The organism is Pseudomonas sp. AIG (genome assembly GCF_977020205.1).
The window spans coordinates 51829-67181 of record NZ_CDROCK010000003.1; the positions used below are offsets into that span (position 1 = coordinate 51829).

The following is a 15353-nucleotide window of genomic DNA, read 5'->3' on the forward strand; positions in this document are numbered from 1 at the left end:
TTGGAATGGCTAAAGGTAAGATGGGCAACCTTCGGGACGATTTGCCGCAGCAGCGGTCAAGATTTACCGACACATCTTTTTCAATCAGGAGTCCTGTAATGGCCAAAATCACTGTTGAGCGTGCCCACAACCTGGGCAAGGAAGCCGCCCGCGAGAAGGCCGACAAGCTGGCGCAGAAACTCTCCGATCAATACGGCCTCGAGCCGCAATGGTCGGGCGACACCCTGAACCTCAAGCGCTCGGGCGTGAAAGGCGCGGTGCATGTGGCGGACGATTCGATCAAGGTGGATGTGGAACTGGGCATCATGATGTCGGCCATGAGCGGCATGATCAAAGCCGAGATCGAGAAGGCCCTCGATAAAGCGTTAGTCTGATTTCCGCCTGAAATACGATCCCCTGTAGGAGTGAGCCTGCTCGCGATAGCGGTCTGTCAGTCGACATCATTTTTGACTGATACACCGCTATCGCGAGCAGGCTCACTCCTACATTTGTTTTGTGTTCGGCCAGAGGTTCATGTCAGTTGTTAGGGTGCCGTTTCTAATTTTTCTACCTACTTTGTGCCAGAGCCCGACACTTTCGCGGGCAGTTCCTCAAACCTTCTGCGCGTGAGGTGCACCATGGCCAAAGTTATTTTGAAGAAAAAAATCGACGCTTCGACTTCTGCTCTGAGCGACGTCAAATCCTATGCCCGCAAGATCTGGCTGGCAGGCCTGGGGGCCTACGCCAAGGTCGGCCAAGAGGGCAGCGACTACTTTCAAGAGTTGATCAAGGCTGGTCAAACTGTTGAAAAGAAAGGCAAAAAAGTCGTGACTGAAAAACTCGAAGCGGCCAACGCCGAGATCGATGAAGCGAAGGGCGAAGTGAGTTCTTTCAAAGGTCGCGTCGAAGTTCAACTCGACAAGGTCGAGAAGGCGTTCGACTCCCGTGTAGCAAGTGCCTTGAATCGTATCGGCATTCCGTCTAAACATGACGTTGAGACACTCTCTGCTAAGCTCGATGAGCTGACGGCATTGCTCGAACGCGTCGCGCGTAAATCTTAAGGAGAACGGGATGGCTGGTAAAAAGAACACCGATAAAGAAGGCAGCTCGTGGATCGGGAAAGTCGAAGACTACTCCCGCAAAATCTGGCTGGCTGGTTTAGGCGTGTACTCGAAGATCGACACTGACGGCAGCAAGCTCTTCGATACATTGGTCAAAGACGGCGAGAAAGCCGAGAAGCTCACCAAGTCCGCAGTCGGCAAAAAAGTCGATGCTGCCAAGGATTCCGCTTCTTCGGCCAAGTCGCGCATCAGCGGCGTGAAAGATCGCGCACTGGGCAAGTGGGACGAGCTGGAAGGGGCTTTCGACAAGCGCCTGAACAGCGCGATTTCGCGCCTGGGCGTACCGAGCCGCAATGAGGTCAAGGCACTCAACAGCAAGGTCGACACGCTGACCAAACAGATCGAAAAACTCACCGGTCTGAAAGCCCAGCCTGTGGCGGCGAAAACTGCGGCAGCCAAACCGGCAGCTAAAACCGCCGCGGCCAAACCTGCAGCGAAAACTGCAGCCAAGCCACTGGCCAAAGCAGCGGCTAAACCCGCAGCCAAAGCAGCGGCCAAGCCTGCAGCCAAAACCGCTGCCGCCAAGCCAGCAACCAAAGCCGCCGCCAAACCGGTTGCGGCCAAAACCGCTGCGAAACCGGCCGCTAAACCTGCGGCCAAAACTGCAGCGAAACCAGCCGCCAAGCCTGCCGCGAAGACCGCTGCCGCCAAACCGGCTGCCAAGCCAGCAGCCAAGCCAGCAGCCAAACCAGCTGCGGCGAAAAAACCGGCAGTGAAAAAACCGGCCGCGCCGAAAGCCGCAGCGCCGAAGCCAGCAGCACCTGCTGCAGCCAAGCCGGCAACCCCGGCAGCGCCGGTGAGTGCGTCGAACTCCGCCGCGGCACCGACTCCGGTGGCTACCCCGACTGTTGCATCGACGCCGTCGACGCCAACCAGTCAGTCCTGATTTTTCAGGGCAAAACAAAACGCCCAGCCTGTGAAGGTCGGGCGTTTTTGTATCTGAATTCCAACAGCCCCTCACCCTAGCCCTCCCGAAACGTCGGACCGCCCATAGGGAGAGGGGACCGAACGAGGTGTCTCACGCTATACGCCGACCTGAAAGACCTTATCGATTATGGATTCGGTAACGCACTGTCAGGTCGGCGTACTTCTACAGCATCCCCCAATCAGTCCCCTCTCCCTCTGGGAGAGGGTTAGGGTGAGGGGCTTTTGATTTCAGTCGTGATCTTCAAGGTATTGCAGGGCCATCCGCTCCGTGGCGACCTTCACCGGCGGCAGTAGATGCGGCGCCACCAGCATCATGATCTGATAAACCACCAATCGAACCTCACCCTCACGATCCAGAATCCGCTGATAATCCAGCGAAAACAGCAGCGTCATGGTGATCTGCTCCACCAACTGCCCCAGCGCCTGTGTATCACTGACCAACTGCCCCGAAGCCTTCAATCGCGCCAACAACGACGCCAGCGTGCGCTTCAGGGCATTGAGCAGCTGTCGAATCCCCTTGGCCAGTTTCGGCAACCGCCCCGCCAGGTTCGACAGGTCCTGAAACAGGAAGCGGTACTGCGCCAACCGCTCGACGATCAAATGCAAAAACAGCCAGTAATCTTCCGGCGCCAGTTCCACATCCGCCGGCGGATCGAGCAGTGGCGCCAGTTCATTCTGGAAGCGTTCGAACAAGCCGAGAATCAGCGGCTCTTTGCCGTGGAAGTGGTAGTAGAGGTTGCCCGGGCTGATGCCCATTTCGTTGGCCACCTCCATGGTGGAGACGTTCGGCTCGCCCTTTTCGTTGAACAGTTGCAAAGCACATTCGAGAATCCGGTCGCGGGTTTTCATCCAGTCTTCTTAGAAAAGTTCGGTTAAGCGTCAGCGCACACGCACGTAAGTACCGGGCGCTGCCTCCATCGGTGGATAGTTCGGGTTGCCGAGGGTGAACGAGGTTTCGTGCTGCGCCCCCGAGCGTTGCTGAATCCATTCCAGCCACTGCGGCCACCAACTGCCGTCGACGTGTTTGCCGTCGTAGTACCAGGCGCGGGGGTCGCTGCTCATCTTGCCGTTCTCGACGTAGGCGGCTTTCGGGTTGCTCGGCGGGTTGAGAATGCTCTGCACATGGCCGCTGTTGGACAGCACGAAACGGCGCTCGCCACCGAGCAGCAGGGTCGAGCGATACACCGCGTCCCACGGCGTGATGTGGTCATTCATACCGGCCACACTGAAACTGTCGACAGTGACCTTCTGCAGATCGATCGGCGTGCCGCACACTTCCAGCCCACCCGGATGGGTCAACGGGTTGTGCTTGAAGAAGTCCAGCAGGTCGCCGTGAAACGCCGCCGGCAGACGGGTGTTGTCGTTGTTCCAGTAGAGGATGTCGAAGGCTGGCGGCTCTTTGCCCAACAGGTAATTGTTGACGAAGTAGCTCCAAATCAAATCGTTGGGGCGCATCCAGGCGAAGACTTTGGCCATGTCGCGACCATCGAGCACACCCTTTTGATACGAGCGGCGCTTGGCCGCTTCGAGGGTTTGTTCGTCGGCGAACAGCGTGGCCGAGGTTTCGATTTCACTGTCGAGCAGGCTGACCAGATACGTTGCGCTGGAGACGCGGCGCAGTTGCCGCTTGGCCTGCAAATGCCCTTGCAGCGCGGCGATGGTCAGCCCGCCAGCGCAAGCGCCCATCAGATTGACCTCGCGGGCGCCAGTGATCGCCCGGCAGATGTTCATCGCCTCTTCCACCGCTTCGACATACGTCGAAAGGCCCCATTCGCGATGGCGCACATCGGGGTTGCGCCAACTGATCATGAAGGTCTGCAAACCGTTTTTCAGCGCGTACTGAACGAAGCTGTTGTGCGGGCTCAGGTCGAAAATGTAGTACTTGTTGATTTGCGGTGGCACCACCAGCAGCGGCTTGGCGTACTGCTTTTCGCTCATCGGCTTGTACTGGATCAACTCCAGCAGATCGTTGCGGAACACCACCGAGCCGTTAGTGGTGGCGACGGTCTTGCCGACCTCGAAAGCCTGTTTGGTCACCTGGCGCGGCAGGCCATCGTTGTGCAGCAGGTCATCGAACAAATGGCTGAGGCCGCGCACCAGACTGTGCCCGCCGGAGTTGAACAGCTCCTTGACCGCCAGCGGGTTGAGCAGGGTGTTGGACGGCGCCACGGCGTCGTTGAGCAGGGTGAAGGCGAAGTGCGCACGAGCGCGATCGTCCGGGCTCATGTTGCTTTCATCGATCCAGCTTTTGACCTGCTTCTGCCAGGCCAGATACGCCTGCAGGCTACGCCGGTAGAACGGGTTGAGGCTCCACGCCGGATCGGCGAAACGGTTGTCGTTCGGGTTGGTCGGGTGCAGGGTTTCACCGAGCAGCACGCGGCCCAATTGACCGCCGAGTTTCAACGCGTGCTTCGCACTGTGAATGGGGTTGCGCAGGCCATGGGCGGCGACACTGCGCAAGGTCGAGATCAAATCCCGCCCACGCAGGCCGGTGATCGCACTTTGTGCGTTGATAAACACGGCGGGGCTGGGCACCACGCCCGTCGCTGGTTTGTCGCGCATGACTCAACACTCCTTCGTCTTCAGGCCAAAAACACACTCACCGAACCAGAACACCATAGACGCTGTTGCGGGTTGCTGCCTGCGCGGCGTCCTGCCGCGCACTCTTTGCCAAAGGCCTGCATAAAGCCTGCCGCCGGGGTTAACCGCCGAGCGGTGTCGGATGCGGATGCATTACCGCGCGCTGCCGCTCCTCCTGAAGAAACTTCATGATGATCGGCGCCACGGCTTCGGCGCGGGTAATCAGGAACAGATGACCGTCGTCGATGATGTGCAGTTGGGCGTTGGGAATGCGCCAGGCGAGCATGCGCATGTTGATCAACGGGATCAGCGGATCGTCATCGCCGGCCAGCACCAGCGTCGGCTGATGGATCTTGTGCAGCCAGTGAATGCTGGTCCAGCCGAGACCGGCGAACAGCTGCCAGTAGTAACCGAGCTTGCCCGCTGAACGCACTTTCGCCGCGTGGCTGGCGGCCAGTGTCGGGTCGCGACGAAACGAGCCGCCGTAGATCAGCGGTGCGATGCGGATCACATGGGACGGCTGGATGTAGCGCCGCGGACTGGCCATCATCCACAGCACTTTCGGTTTGCCCGGCACCATCACCGCACCGGCCGCGGTCGCCGCCAGCACCAGTTTCTTGCAGCGCTCGGGGTAGTCATAGGCGAACTGCTGCGCGAGCGCGCCGCCCCACGACACGCCAATGACGTTGACCTGACCGTAGTCGAGGTAATCGAGCATGCGCGAGGTCAGCTTGGCCAGCCCGGGAAAGCGATACGGCCGGTTCGGCGTGGAGGAACCGCCGACACCGGGCACGTCGAAGGCGATCACTTCCAGATCCGGGTCCAGTGCCGCGACAAACGGAAACACCAGCTCCAGGTTGGCGCCGATGCCGTTGAAAATCAGCAAGGGCGTCAAGTGAGGCTTGCCGGGGCGCACCGCCGTGCGGAGGGTCTGGCCATCCAGATCGACGGTACGGAATATGAACGGTTGCGGCATGCGTCAGGCCCTGTGGATTTCAAGTACACCCGATCCCCTGTGTAGGAGCTGCCGAAGGCTGCGATCTTTTGATCTTGATTTTAAAAACAGAATCAAAAGATCGCAGCCTTCGGCAGCTCCTACAGGGAAGGGGTGGTGTCAGTTACCGCTCGTGAACGTAAGTGCCCGGCGATGCTTCACCCGCCGGGTACGCCTTGTTGCCCAGTTTCAGCGGGGCCTTTTTCAGGTTGCCCGAGCGTTCGGCCTGCCACGCCTGCCAGTACAGCCACCAGGAATCGGTGTGCTTGGTCGAGTTTTCCTGCCATTCATCGGCATTCGCGGCCATCTCTTCGCCGGTCATGTAGCGCGACTTCGGGTTGCCCGGCGGGTTCAGAATGCTCTGGATATGCCCGCTGCTCGACAGCACGAATTCGACTTTGCCACCGAACAACTGCGCCGACTTGTAGCAGGACTTCCACGGGGTGATGTGGTCGTTGGTGCCGGCCAGCGAGAAGATATCGGCCGTGACCTGCTTGAGGTCGATCGGCGTGCCGCACACTTCCAGTGCATTCGGGCGAATCAGTGGGTTGTTTTTGAACATCTCGATCAGGTCACCGTGGAACGCGGCGGGCAACCGTGTGGTGTCGTTGTTCCAGAACAGGATGTCGAACACCGGCGGCTCGTTGCCGAGCAGGTAGTTGTTGACCCAGTAGTTCCAGATCAGGTCATTGGGACGCATCCACGCAAAAACCTTGGCCATGTCTTTGCCTTCGAGCACGCCGGCCTGATACGAGTGGCGCTTGGCGGCCTCCAGGGTCTGCTCGTCGACGAACAGGGCGACGTCGCTGTCCAGCGTCGTGTCGAGCACGCTGACCAGCAGCGTGAGGGCATTGACCTTCTTCTCGCCGATCGCCGCGTAGTGGCCGAGCAGGGCGGTGCAGGTGATGCCGCCGGAGCAGGCGCCGAGCATGTTCACGTCTTTGCTGCCGGTGATCGCGGTGACCACGTCGACGGCTTCCTTCAGCGCATCGATATACGTCGACAGGCCCCACTCGCGCTGGGCCTTGGTCGGGTTGCGCCAGCTGACGATGAACGTCTGCACGTTATTGCGCAGGCAGAAGCGCGCCAGACTCTTGTCCGGGCTCAAATCGAATACGTAGAACTTGTTGATCTGCGGCGGCACCACCAGCAATGGACGCTCGTGGACTTGCTCGGTGATCGGCTTGTACTGGATCAGCTCCAGCACGTCGTTGCGAAACACCACCGCGCCGTCGGTGACGCCAAGGCTCTTGCCGACCTCGAACGCGCCCATGTTGACCTGGCTCGGCATGCCGCCGTTGTGGACCAGATCCTTGGCCAGGTGCGAGAGGCCATCGAGCAGGCTCTTGCCGCCGGTTTCGAAGAAGCGTTTGACCGCGGCCGGGTTGGCGGCGGTGTTGGTCGGGGCCATGGCTTCGGTCATCAGGTTGATGACGAAGTGGCCGCGGGCAATGTCTTTGGGTGACAGGCTGCTGTCATCGATCCAGGCATGGAGTTCCTTGCGCCACGCCAGGTAAGTTTGCAGATAACGTTTGTAGAGCGGGTTCTGGCTCCACGCAGGATCGGCGAAGCGACGGTCATCGCCAGCCGGTTGCAGTTCGGATTTGCCAAACAACACGTTCTTCAGTTCGAGGCCGAAATGGGTGACGTGTTTGACACTATGGATCGGTTGTCTGATGGCCTGTTTCAGCACCATACGAGCAGAGGCCAGCAGATCCTTTCCGCGTAGCCCAACGACGGGATTCAGCCCCAGGGTGTTTTCCGAGGCTTGGTACTTCAAGTCATCGTTATTCTTGTTACTCATCTACGACGCTCCATTGTCCTGAGACGAGTACCCGGTTTTCTGCTGTGCAGTTCCACAGCCAATGCCAGGTACTACTGCTCGGGTGACCGTTAATTCTGCATAGCTGCTTTACAGTCGTAGAGCACTGCAGGGAACTTGCCAGCTCCATTGGTTACCCGAGTTTAATTTTTTTCGCAAGCAGGCCGATCCTCGGCCATACAGCAGAGCATTCAAACAGATGAATTTAGAAAATGCCCTCTAAAGAGCGCGAGGCACGGGCTAGAGCATCAGCTTGACGACTGACTCGTTCGGATCGCGGGTCTTGCCCGCCGCTTTGAGCTCGGCCAGATAATCGGCCCAGAGTGCGTCATAACGTCGCCCCAGCTCGTAGAGATAATCCCAGGTGAACAAGCCGCTGTCGTGACCGTCGTCGAAGGTCAGTTTCAGTGCGTACTGACCGGCCGGTTCCAGCTTGGTCAGACCGACGTTGATCTTGCCAAATTGCAGGATCGGTTTGCCGTGACCCTGGACCTCGGCGGAGGGGGAGTGCACGCGCAGAAATTCGGCGGGCAGGGTGTATTCCTCGCCGGACGCGTAAGTGAGCGTCAAGGTTTTCGAGGCTTTGTGCAGTTTGATGTCGGTGGGGATTTGAGTCATGGGCTGGCGTCCGATGTGTGGGCGACCCTTGAGCAAATGTGGGAGCGAGCTTGCTCGCGAAAGCGGTGTGTCAGACAACATTGATGTCGACTGACACGGCCTCTTCGCGAGCAAGCTCGCTCCCACAGGGTCCGCTACTGCTGTAAGTATGGCTTACAGGATATAACGGGACAGGTCTTCGTTCTGCGCCAATTCGCCGAGGTGGCTGTTGACGTATTCGGCGTCGATCAGAATCGGCTTCTCATCGTGGGTGCTGGCCAGATCGCCGGCACTGAACGACACCTCTTCGAGCAAACGCTCAAGCAGCGTGTGCAGACGACGGGCACCGATGTTCTCGGTCTTCTCGTTGACCTGCCAGGCGATCTCCGCCAGACGCTTGATGCCTTCGGGCTGGAACTGGATGTTCAGGCCTTCGGTTTTCAGCAGCGCGCAGTATTGCTCGGTGAGCGAAGCGTGCGGTTCGCTGAGGATACGTTCGAAGTCCGACGGGCTCAGCGCTTTGAGTTCGACGCGGATCGGCAGACGACCTTGCAGCTCAGGCACCAGATCGCTCGGCTTGCTCAGGTGGAACGCACCGGACGCGATGAACAGGATGTGATCGGTTTTGACCATGCCCAGTTTGGTGTTGACGGTGCAGCCTTCGATCAGCGGCAGCAGGTCGCGCTGTACGCCTTCACGGGAGACATCGGCGCCGCCGACGTTACCGCGCTTGGCGACTTTGTCGATCTCGTCGATGAACACGATGCCGTGCTGTTCAACCGCTTCCAGCGCTTTGGCCTTCAGCTCTTCTTCATTGACCAGACGCCCGGCTTCTTCATCACGCACCAGCTTCAACGCTTCTTTGACCTTGAGCTTGCGCGCCTTCTTCTTGCCCTTGCCCATGTTGGCGAACAGCGACTGCAACTGGTTGGTCATTTCTTCCATGCCGGGCGGCGTGGCGATTTCGATGCCGGCCACTTCGGCGACTTCGATCTCGATTTCCTTGTCATCCAGCTGACCTTCGCGCAGGCGCTTGCGGAACAGCTGGCGGGTGTTGGAATCGGAGCTTGGTGCTTCTTCGTTGCTGAAACCCATGCGCGCCGGCGGCAGCAGTGCGTCGAGGATACGATCCTCGGCAGCGTCCTCGGCGCGATGACGCACGCGGGTCATTTCCTGCTCGCGGAGCATCTTGATCGCAGCATCGGCCAGATCACGGATGATCGATTCGACGTCACGGCCGACGTAGCCGACTTCGGTGAACTTGGTCGCTTCGACCTTGATGAACGGCGCGTTGGCCAGTTTCGCCAGACGACGGGCGATCTCGGTTTTACCGACACCGGTCGGGCCGATCATCAGGATGTTTTTCGGGGTCACTTCAACACGCAGCTCTTCAGGCAGCTGCATGCGGCGCCAGCGGTTGCGCAGGGCAATCGCGACGGCGCGCTTGGCATCGTCCTGGCCGATGATGTGGCGGTTGAGTTCGTGGACGATTTCGCGGGGAGTCATGGACATAATAATTGACGGTCCTCAAGCAGAAACAAGCCGTGGCACAGGGCCGCGTCAGGCTTATTCAGCGAGATCCTGCTCCTCAATGGTCTGAGTGTGGTTGGTGAATACACAGATGTCGCCGGCGATGCCAAGGGCGGTTTCGACGATTTCGCGGGCCGACAGGTCGGTCTTTTTCAGCAGCGCGCTGGCCGCGGCTTGCGCATAGCCGCCGCCGGAACCCATGGCGATCAGGCCATCTTCAGGTTCGACCACGTCACCGTTGCCGGTGATGATCAGCGAGGCGTCCTTGTTGGCAACCGCGAGCATGGCTTCGAGGCGGCTCAGGGAGCGGTCGGTACGCCATTCTTTGGCGAGTTCGACAGCGGCGCGCACCAGGTGGCCCTGATGTTTTTCTAGCTGGCCTTCGAAACGTTCGAAGAGGGTAAAGGCGTCGGCGGTGGCACCGGCAAAACCGGCGATGACCTGGCCGTGGTACAGGCGACGGACTTTTTTCGCGTTGCCTTTCATCACGGTATTGCCGAGAGAAACCTGGCCGTCGCCGCCCATGACGACTTTGCCGTGACGGCGGACTGAAACGATGGTGGTCAAGGGAAGAGTCTCCACACAGCGGGGCGAAAGTGCCTTATGCCCATTCATATGGGGGTGCTGGAGAGGATTTCAACCGTAGCGCGGGAGAGGAGACGAGCGGCGTGTTGCACCTGATCGTTCCCACGCTCTGCGTGGGAATGCAGCCCGGGACGCTCCGCGTCCCTTAACCGCTGGGACGCAGAGCGTCCCTTGAGGCGTTCCCACGCAGAGCGTGGGAACGATCGTCGGTGGATCAGCGGCTCTGGCGTTGTTGTAACAACAGGTTGCTGAAGCCAGCGCCGGCCAGTTGTTTCTGCGCGGTGGTCAGTTGTTCGCGGTTGCTGAATGGGCCGACCAGTACGCGATACCAGGTTTCATCTTTCACTGTGCCGGACTCAACCGCGACCGCCTGACCGAGCAGAATGATCTGCGCGCGGACCTTGTCGGCATCGGTTTCCTTGCGGAACGAGCCGGCCTGCAAGAAGAATTTGGTCACCGGCGCGGCTTTGCTCACCGGTGGTGCTGGCGGCGGGGTAATCCCGGCCAACGCTGCCTGAGCGCGCGCGGTGTCGATCTTCGCCGCTTCTGCCGGTGTCACCGGCGTGGTCGGGATGGCCGGCACTTGTGGCGTCGGCAAGGTCTTCTCCGGCACGGCGTCCGGCGGCACGATCACCTCCGATTCCGGCAGCAAGGTGTAGAAGTCGTATTTCGGCTTCACCGGTTGCGTCGGGCTCGGCGGGGTCTTGTTGGCCTCGGCGATCTTCGACGCTTTCTGCTGTTGCGCCTGCTCGACTTTCTCACGCTTGACCGTGTCGCTGCCCTTGCCCGGCTCCAGTTTCATCAGAAACACGATGAACGCGCCGACCGTCAGGCCGATGGCCATCCACAGCCAACCCGGAATCGGTTGCTTCGCAGGAGCTTGGTAACGGCTGGCGCCACGCTTGGGTGCAGGTTTTTTCTTGGCAGCCAACTTACATACGCTCCAGAGTTTCCAGACCCAACAGCTCCAGGCCTTGCTTGAGGGTGCGGCCGGTCAGCGCGGCCAGGCGCAGACGGCTCTGCATCTGGGCTGGCGTTTCGGCGGCGAGGATCGGGCAGTTCTCGTAGAAACTGGAGAACAGACCGGCAACGTCGTACAGATAAGTGCAGAGAATGTGTGGCGTGCCTTTGTCGGACACGTTGTTCAGCACTTCGCCGAACTGCGCCAGTTTCGCCGCCAGCTCAAGTTCGTGCTCGGCTTCGAGAACGATTTGACCATCGACTTCGCTGAAGTCCTTGCCCAGTTTGCGGAACACACCGGCGACGCGGGTGTAAGCGTAAAGCAGGTATGGCGCAGTGTTGCCTTCGAAATTCAGCATCAGGTCGAAGTTGAAGCTGTAGTCGCTGGTGCGGTGCTTCGACAGGTCGGCGTATTTCACCGCGCCGATGCCGACGACTTTGGCGATGTTGCGCAGTTCGTCTTCGGCCAGTTCCGGGTTCTTCTCTTTTACCAGGTTGTAGGCACGTTCCTGCGCTTCGGTCAGCAGGTCGATCAGCTTTACGGTGCCGCCGTCACGGGTCTTGAACGGACGGCCATCGGCGCCGTTCATGGTGCCGAAGCCCATGTGCTCCATTTCCATCGGATGGGTGACGAAGCCGGCCTTGCGCGCCACGGCGAACACTTGCTGGAAGTGCAGGGCCTGACGCTGGTCGACGAAGTACAGCGCGCGATCGGCTTTCAGCTTGCCACTGCGGTAGCGCACGGCGGCGAGGTCAGTGGTGGCGTACAGGTAGCCGCCATCAGCCTTGACGATGATTACCGGCAGTGGATCGCCGTCGGCGTTCTTGAACTCGTCGAGGAACACGCACTGTGCGCCGTTGCTCTCGACCAGCATGCCGGCCGCTTTCAGGTCGTTGACCACATTGATCAGGTCGTCGTTGTAGGCACTTTCGCCCATCACGTCGGCCATGGTCAGTTTGACGTTGAGCAGTTCGTAGATCTTCTGGCAGTGCGACAGCGAGATGTCCTTGAACTTGCTCCACAGTGCCAGGCACTCGGCGTCGCCGGCCTGCAGCTTGACCACCAGGCCACGGGCGCGGTCGGCAAACTCTGCGGACTCGTCGAAACGTTGTTTGGCCGCGCGGTAGAAGTTTTCCAGATCCGACAGCTCGTCGCTGGTGATCGGGTTTTCCTGCAGATAGGCCATCAGCATGCCGAACTGGGTGCCCCAGTCGCCGACGTGGTTCTGACGGATCACTTCGTCGCCGAGGAACTCAAGCACGCGCGCCACGCCGTCGCCGATGATGGTCGAGCGCAAGTGGCCGACGTGCATCTCTTTGGCCAGGTTCGGTGCCGACAGGTCGACCACGGTACGCTGCGCCGGGCCTGCCTTGCGCACGCCAACGTGAGCGTCGGCCAGGGCGGCGTCGAGGCGACTGGCCAGCGCCTGAGTGTTCTGGAAGAAGTTGATGAAGCCCGGGCCGGCGATTTCGGCCTTGGTGACGTTTTCGTCAGCCGGCAGTGCGGCGATGATTTTTTCCGCCAGATCGCGCGGTTTCATGCCCGCAGGCTTGGCCAGCATCATGGCGATGTTGCTGGCGAAGTCGCCGTGGGTCTTGTCACGGGCGTTCTCCACCTGGATCGCCGGCGACAGGCCTTCAGGCAACACACCTTCGTTGACGAGTTGGGTGAGGGCTTGTTGGATCAGCTGGCGAATGGTGTCTTTCATGGTCTTCTCTTTCGACCGCAAGCGCGGCGGGCGCATCGATGCGCGGGTGGAAAAACTGGGCATTATCCGTTGCGAAGACGGGCTTGCCAACCTTAGCAGGCAGCTTATGGATATGTGGTGACATTCAGATCAAAAGATCGCAGGCGTCGGCAGCTCCTACACGGGGATACGCATTTTCCTGTAGGAGCTGCCGAAGGCTGCGATCTTTTGATCTTCAATACAAATCGACGGGATCGACATCCAAGGACCAACGCACCGCCCGCCCACTCGGCATCTGTTCCAGCGCCAACAGCCAACTGGTCAGCAACCGATGCAGCGGCGCCCGCGCGGTCGCCTGCAACAACAACTGCGCGCGATACCGTCCAGCGCGGCGCTCCATCGGCGCCGGCACCGGCCCGAGCAGTTCAATCCCGCTCAGATTCTGCTCGGCCAGCAAGCGCTCGGCCTCGCTGCACGCCTCATCGAGAAAGCCTTCCGCCTGCCCCGGCTTGTGCGCTTCGGCACGCAGCAGCGCCAGGTGCGCAAACGGCGGCAGCCCGGCGGCCCGGCGCTCGCTCAAGGCTTGTTCGGCGAAGGCGAAATAGCCCTGTTCGGTGAGCTGCACCAACAAAGGATGGTCGGCGAGGTGCGTCTGGATGATTACCTTGCCCGGCTCTTCCGCTCGCCCGGCGCGCCCGGCCACTTGAACGATCAACTGCGCCATGCGCTCGCTGGCGCGGAAGTCACCGGAGAACAGACCGCCGTCAGCATCAAGGATCGACACCAGCGTCACCCGCGGAAAGTGGTGACCCTTGGCCAACATCTGCGTGCCGACCAGAATGCACGGCTGACCCTTCTGAATCGTCGCGAACAACTGATTCATCGCGTCTTTGCGCGACGTGCTGTCGCGGTCGACGCGCAGCACCGGGTAGTCAGGGAATAGAATCGCCAGCCGTTCTTCGGCACGTTCAGTACCCGCGCCGACGGGCCGCAGATCAACCTTGTTGCATTTCGGGCACTGGCGCGGGGTGCGTTCGACGTAGCCACAGTGGTGGCAGCGCAGTTCGCCGTAACGCTGGTGCACGGTCATTCGCGCATCGCAACGCGAACACTCGGACATCCAGCCGCAATCGTGGCAGAGCAACGTCGGCGCGAAACCGCGACGGTTGAGGAACACCAACACCTGTTGGCCGTTGGCGAGCGTCTGACCGATGGCTTGCTGCATCGGCCCGGAAATCCCGCTGTCCAGCGGACGGCTTTTCACGTCCAGACGCAGGAAGCGCGGTTGCTTGGCGCCACCGGCGCGCTCGTTCAGGCGCAGGAGGCCGTAACGACCGGTGTAGGCGTTGTGCAGGCTTTCCAGCGATGGCGTCGCGGAACCGAGCACGATCGGGATGTTTTCCTGCCGTGCACGGACCAACGCCAGATCGCGGGCGTGGTAGCGCAAACCTTCCTGCTGTTTATAAGAGCCGTCGTGCTCTTCATCGATGATGATCAGCCCGGGATTCTTCATCGGCGTAAACAGCGCCGAGCGGGTACCGATAATAATGTCGGCCTCGCCATCACGGGCGGCGAGCCAGGCTTCGAGGCGCTCGCGATCATTGACCGCCGAGTGCAGCAGGGCGATGCGTGCGTTGAAACGCTGTTCGAAACGCGCCAGGGTCTGCGGGCCGAGGTTGATCTCCGGGATCAGTACCAAGGCCTGCTTGCCGGCTTCGAGGGTTTCACGGATCAGCTGCAGATAGACTTCGGTCTTGCCGCTGCCGGTGACGCCGGCCAGGAGGAACGCGTGATAACTGTCGAACCCGGCACGGATCGCTTCGTAGGCGGCGCGCTGTTCGGCGTTGAGCGGCAGTTCCGGTTGCGCCAGCCAGTGTTCGTGGCGCGCACCGGGTGCATGCCGGCGGATTTCCACTTGCACCAGATTTTTCGCCAGCAGCAGATCAAGGCTGTCCTTGCTCAGCATCAGTTTGCTCAGCAACTGATGGGCGACGCCGTGCGGGTGCTGGGCGAGCGTCGCGAGTGCTTCGCGCTGGCGTGGGGCGCGGGCAATACGCGGATCTTCAAGGCTGGCGCCGGGGGTGATCGACCAGAAACGTTCCTGCCGGGCCTCGGCCAGTTCGCCCTGACGCAGCAGTACCGGCAGCGCCCAGCTCAGGGTGTCGCCGAGGCTGTGCTGATAATACTGCGACGTCCACAGGCATAACTTGAAGAGTGCCGGTGGCAGCGGCGGCGTGGCATCCAGCAGGGCCAGCGCCGGCTTCAGTTTTTCCACCGGCACTTCGCTGGTGTCGGTGACCTCGACCAGGATCCCGATCATCTCGCGCCGACCGAACGGCACCCGCAGGCGCATGCCCGGCTGCAATTGCTCGCGCAGTACGCCGGCCGGCGCTCGATAGTCGAACAAGCGGCGCAGGGGCGAAGGCAAGGCGAGGCGCAAGATGGCGTCGGGCACGCGGGGGGATCTCGATAAATAGGCGGTAGGGCTAGGCTCACTCCTACCAGGGAATCGCGCAATGGGCCGGGAGCCTAGCAGACGGTCGGTCTCGGTGACAGCTTGCGTGTTTGAA

General features: G+C 60.5%; 14 protein-coding genes. 4 read left to right on the top strand and 10 right to left on the bottom strand.

What is annotated here, in order from left to right; all coding sequences use genetic code 11:
• Positions 1-98: 98 nt before the first annotated feature.
• The 3 genes from ACWR1S_RS03045 (at position 99) to ACWR1S_RS03055 (ending at position 1986) form a co-directional block, all read left to right on the top strand.
• Positions 99-374, top strand: a complete 276-nt coding sequence (locus tag ACWR1S_RS03045) for a polyhydroxyalkanoic acid system family protein (protein WP_093430067.1) — start codon at positions 99-101, stop codon at positions 372-374.
• A gap of 243 nt (positions 375-617) precedes the next feature.
• A complete protein-coding gene (locus ACWR1S_RS03050) occupies positions 618-1040 on the top strand; it encodes a phasin family protein (RefSeq protein WP_127648618.1) in 423 nt (140 codons plus the stop codon).
• Between the two features lie 10 nt (positions 1041-1050).
• Entirely contained in the window at positions 1051-1986 is a 936-nt protein-coding gene (locus ACWR1S_RS03055; protein WP_454562371.1) for a phasin family protein, read from the top strand.
• A gap of 269 nt (positions 1987-2255) precedes the next feature.
• Here ACWR1S_RS03055 and ACWR1S_RS03060 read toward each other — a convergent pair whose 3' ends face one another.
• The 9 genes from ACWR1S_RS03060 to argS all read right to left on the bottom strand — a co-directional run bounded on the left by ACWR1S_RS03060 (position 2256) and on the right by argS (position 12804).
• Positions 2256-2876 (bottom strand): TetR/AcrR family transcriptional regulator, encoded by a 621-nt coding sequence (locus ACWR1S_RS03060; protein ID WP_108224328.1) that lies wholly within the window; start codon positions 2874-2876, stop codon positions 2256-2258.
• A 30-nt stretch (positions 2877-2906) separates the two neighbouring features.
• Positions 2907-4589 (bottom strand): class II poly(R)-hydroxyalkanoic acid synthase, encoded by a 1683-nt coding sequence (phaC, locus tag ACWR1S_RS03065; RefSeq protein ID WP_454562372.1) that lies wholly within the window; start codon positions 4587-4589, stop codon positions 2907-2909.
• Positions 4590-4728: 139 nt separating this feature from the next.
• Positions 4729-5583 (bottom strand): poly(3-hydroxyalkanoate) depolymerase, encoded by an 855-nt coding sequence (gene phaZ / locus ACWR1S_RS03070; RefSeq protein ID WP_034152967.1) that lies wholly within the window; start codon positions 5581-5583, stop codon positions 4729-4731.
• Between the two features lie 142 nt (positions 5584-5725).
• Complete coding sequence (gene phaC / locus ACWR1S_RS03075) at positions 5726-7405, bottom strand: class II poly(R)-hydroxyalkanoic acid synthase (protein ID WP_454562373.1); 1680 nt, start codon at positions 7403-7405, stop codon at positions 5726-5728.
• 258 nt (positions 7406-7663) lie between these two features.
• Complete coding sequence (locus tag ACWR1S_RS03080) at positions 7664-8041, bottom strand: gamma-butyrobetaine hydroxylase-like domain-containing protein (protein ID WP_454562374.1); 378 nt, start codon at positions 8039-8041, stop codon at positions 7664-7666.
• A 153-nt stretch (positions 8042-8194) separates the two neighbouring features.
• A complete protein-coding gene (gene hslU / locus ACWR1S_RS03085; RefSeq protein ID WP_064388878.1) occupies positions 8195-9532 on the bottom strand; it encodes an ATP-dependent protease ATPase subunit HslU in 1338 nt (445 codons plus the stop codon).
• Between the two features lie 54 nt (positions 9533-9586).
• Entirely contained in the window at positions 9587-10117 is a 531-nt protein-coding gene (gene hslV / locus ACWR1S_RS03090; protein ID WP_016984593.1) for an ATP-dependent protease subunit HslV, read from the bottom strand.
• Between the two features lie 232 nt (positions 10118-10349).
• Positions 10350-11066 carry an SPOR domain-containing protein gene (locus tag ACWR1S_RS03095; RefSeq protein WP_007909385.1) on the bottom strand — a complete coding sequence of 239 codons (717 nt, stop codon included), beginning with the start codon at positions 11064-11066 and terminating at the stop codon, positions 10350-10352.
• 1 nt (position 11067) lies between these two features.
• Complete coding sequence (gene argS / locus ACWR1S_RS03100; protein WP_454562375.1) at positions 11068-12804, bottom strand: arginine--tRNA ligase; 1737 nt, start codon at positions 12802-12804, stop codon at positions 11068-11070.
• Between argS and ACWR1S_RS03105 the strand changes: the two genes are divergently transcribed.
• Complete coding sequence (locus ACWR1S_RS03105; RefSeq protein WP_256579857.1) at positions 12803-12925, top strand: hypothetical protein; 123 nt, start codon at positions 12803-12805, stop codon at positions 12923-12925. The genes argS and ACWR1S_RS03105 overlap by 2 nt on opposite strands.
• Positions 12926-13018: 93 nt before the next feature.
• On the opposite strand, the gene ACWR1S_RS03110 is transcribed toward ACWR1S_RS03105, so the two are convergent.
• Positions 13019-15238, bottom strand: coding sequence for a primosomal protein N' (locus ACWR1S_RS03110; protein WP_454562376.1), 2220 nt, complete (start codon positions 15236-15238; stop codon positions 13019-13021).
• Positions 15239-15353: the final 115 nt, after the last annotated feature.

Coding starts and splice junctions, on each gene's coding strand:
- phaC (WP_454562373.1), bottom strand. CDS start 7,405: ATGAGTAACAAGAATAACGATGACTTGAAGTACCAAGCCTCGGAAAAC.
- ACWR1S_RS03050 (WP_127648618.1), top strand. CDS start 618: ATGGCCAAAGTTATTTTGAAGAAAAAAATCGACGCTTCGACTTCTGCT.
- ACWR1S_RS03055 (WP_454562371.1), top strand. CDS start 1,051: ATGGCTGGTAAAAAGAACACCGATAAAGAAGGCAGCTCGTGGATCGGG.
- ACWR1S_RS03060 (WP_108224328.1), bottom strand. CDS start 2,876: ATGAAAACCCGCGACCGGATTCTCGAATGTGCTTTGCAACTGTTCAAC.
- phaZ (WP_034152967.1), bottom strand. CDS start 5,583: ATGCCGCAACCGTTCATATTCCGTACCGTCGATCTGGATGGCCAGACC.
- ACWR1S_RS03045 (WP_093430067.1), top strand. CDS start 99: ATGGCCAAAATCACTGTTGAGCGTGCCCACAACCTGGGCAAGGAAGCC.
- hslU (WP_064388878.1), bottom strand. CDS start 9,532: ATGTCCATGACTCCCCGCGAAATCGTCCACGAACTCAACCGCCACATC.
- ACWR1S_RS03105 (WP_256579857.1), top strand. CDS start 12,803: ATGGTCTTCTCTTTCGACCGCAAGCGCGGCGGGCGCATCGATGCGCGG.
- argS (WP_454562375.1), bottom strand. CDS start 12,804: ATGAAAGACACCATTCGCCAGCTGATCCAACAAGCCCTCACCCAACTC.
- phaC (WP_454562372.1), bottom strand. CDS start 4,589: ATGCGCGACAAACCAGCGACGGGCGTGGTGCCCAGCCCCGCCGTGTTT.
- ACWR1S_RS03080 (WP_454562374.1), bottom strand. CDS start 8,041: ATGACTCAAATCCCCACCGACATCAAACTGCACAAAGCCTCGAAAACC.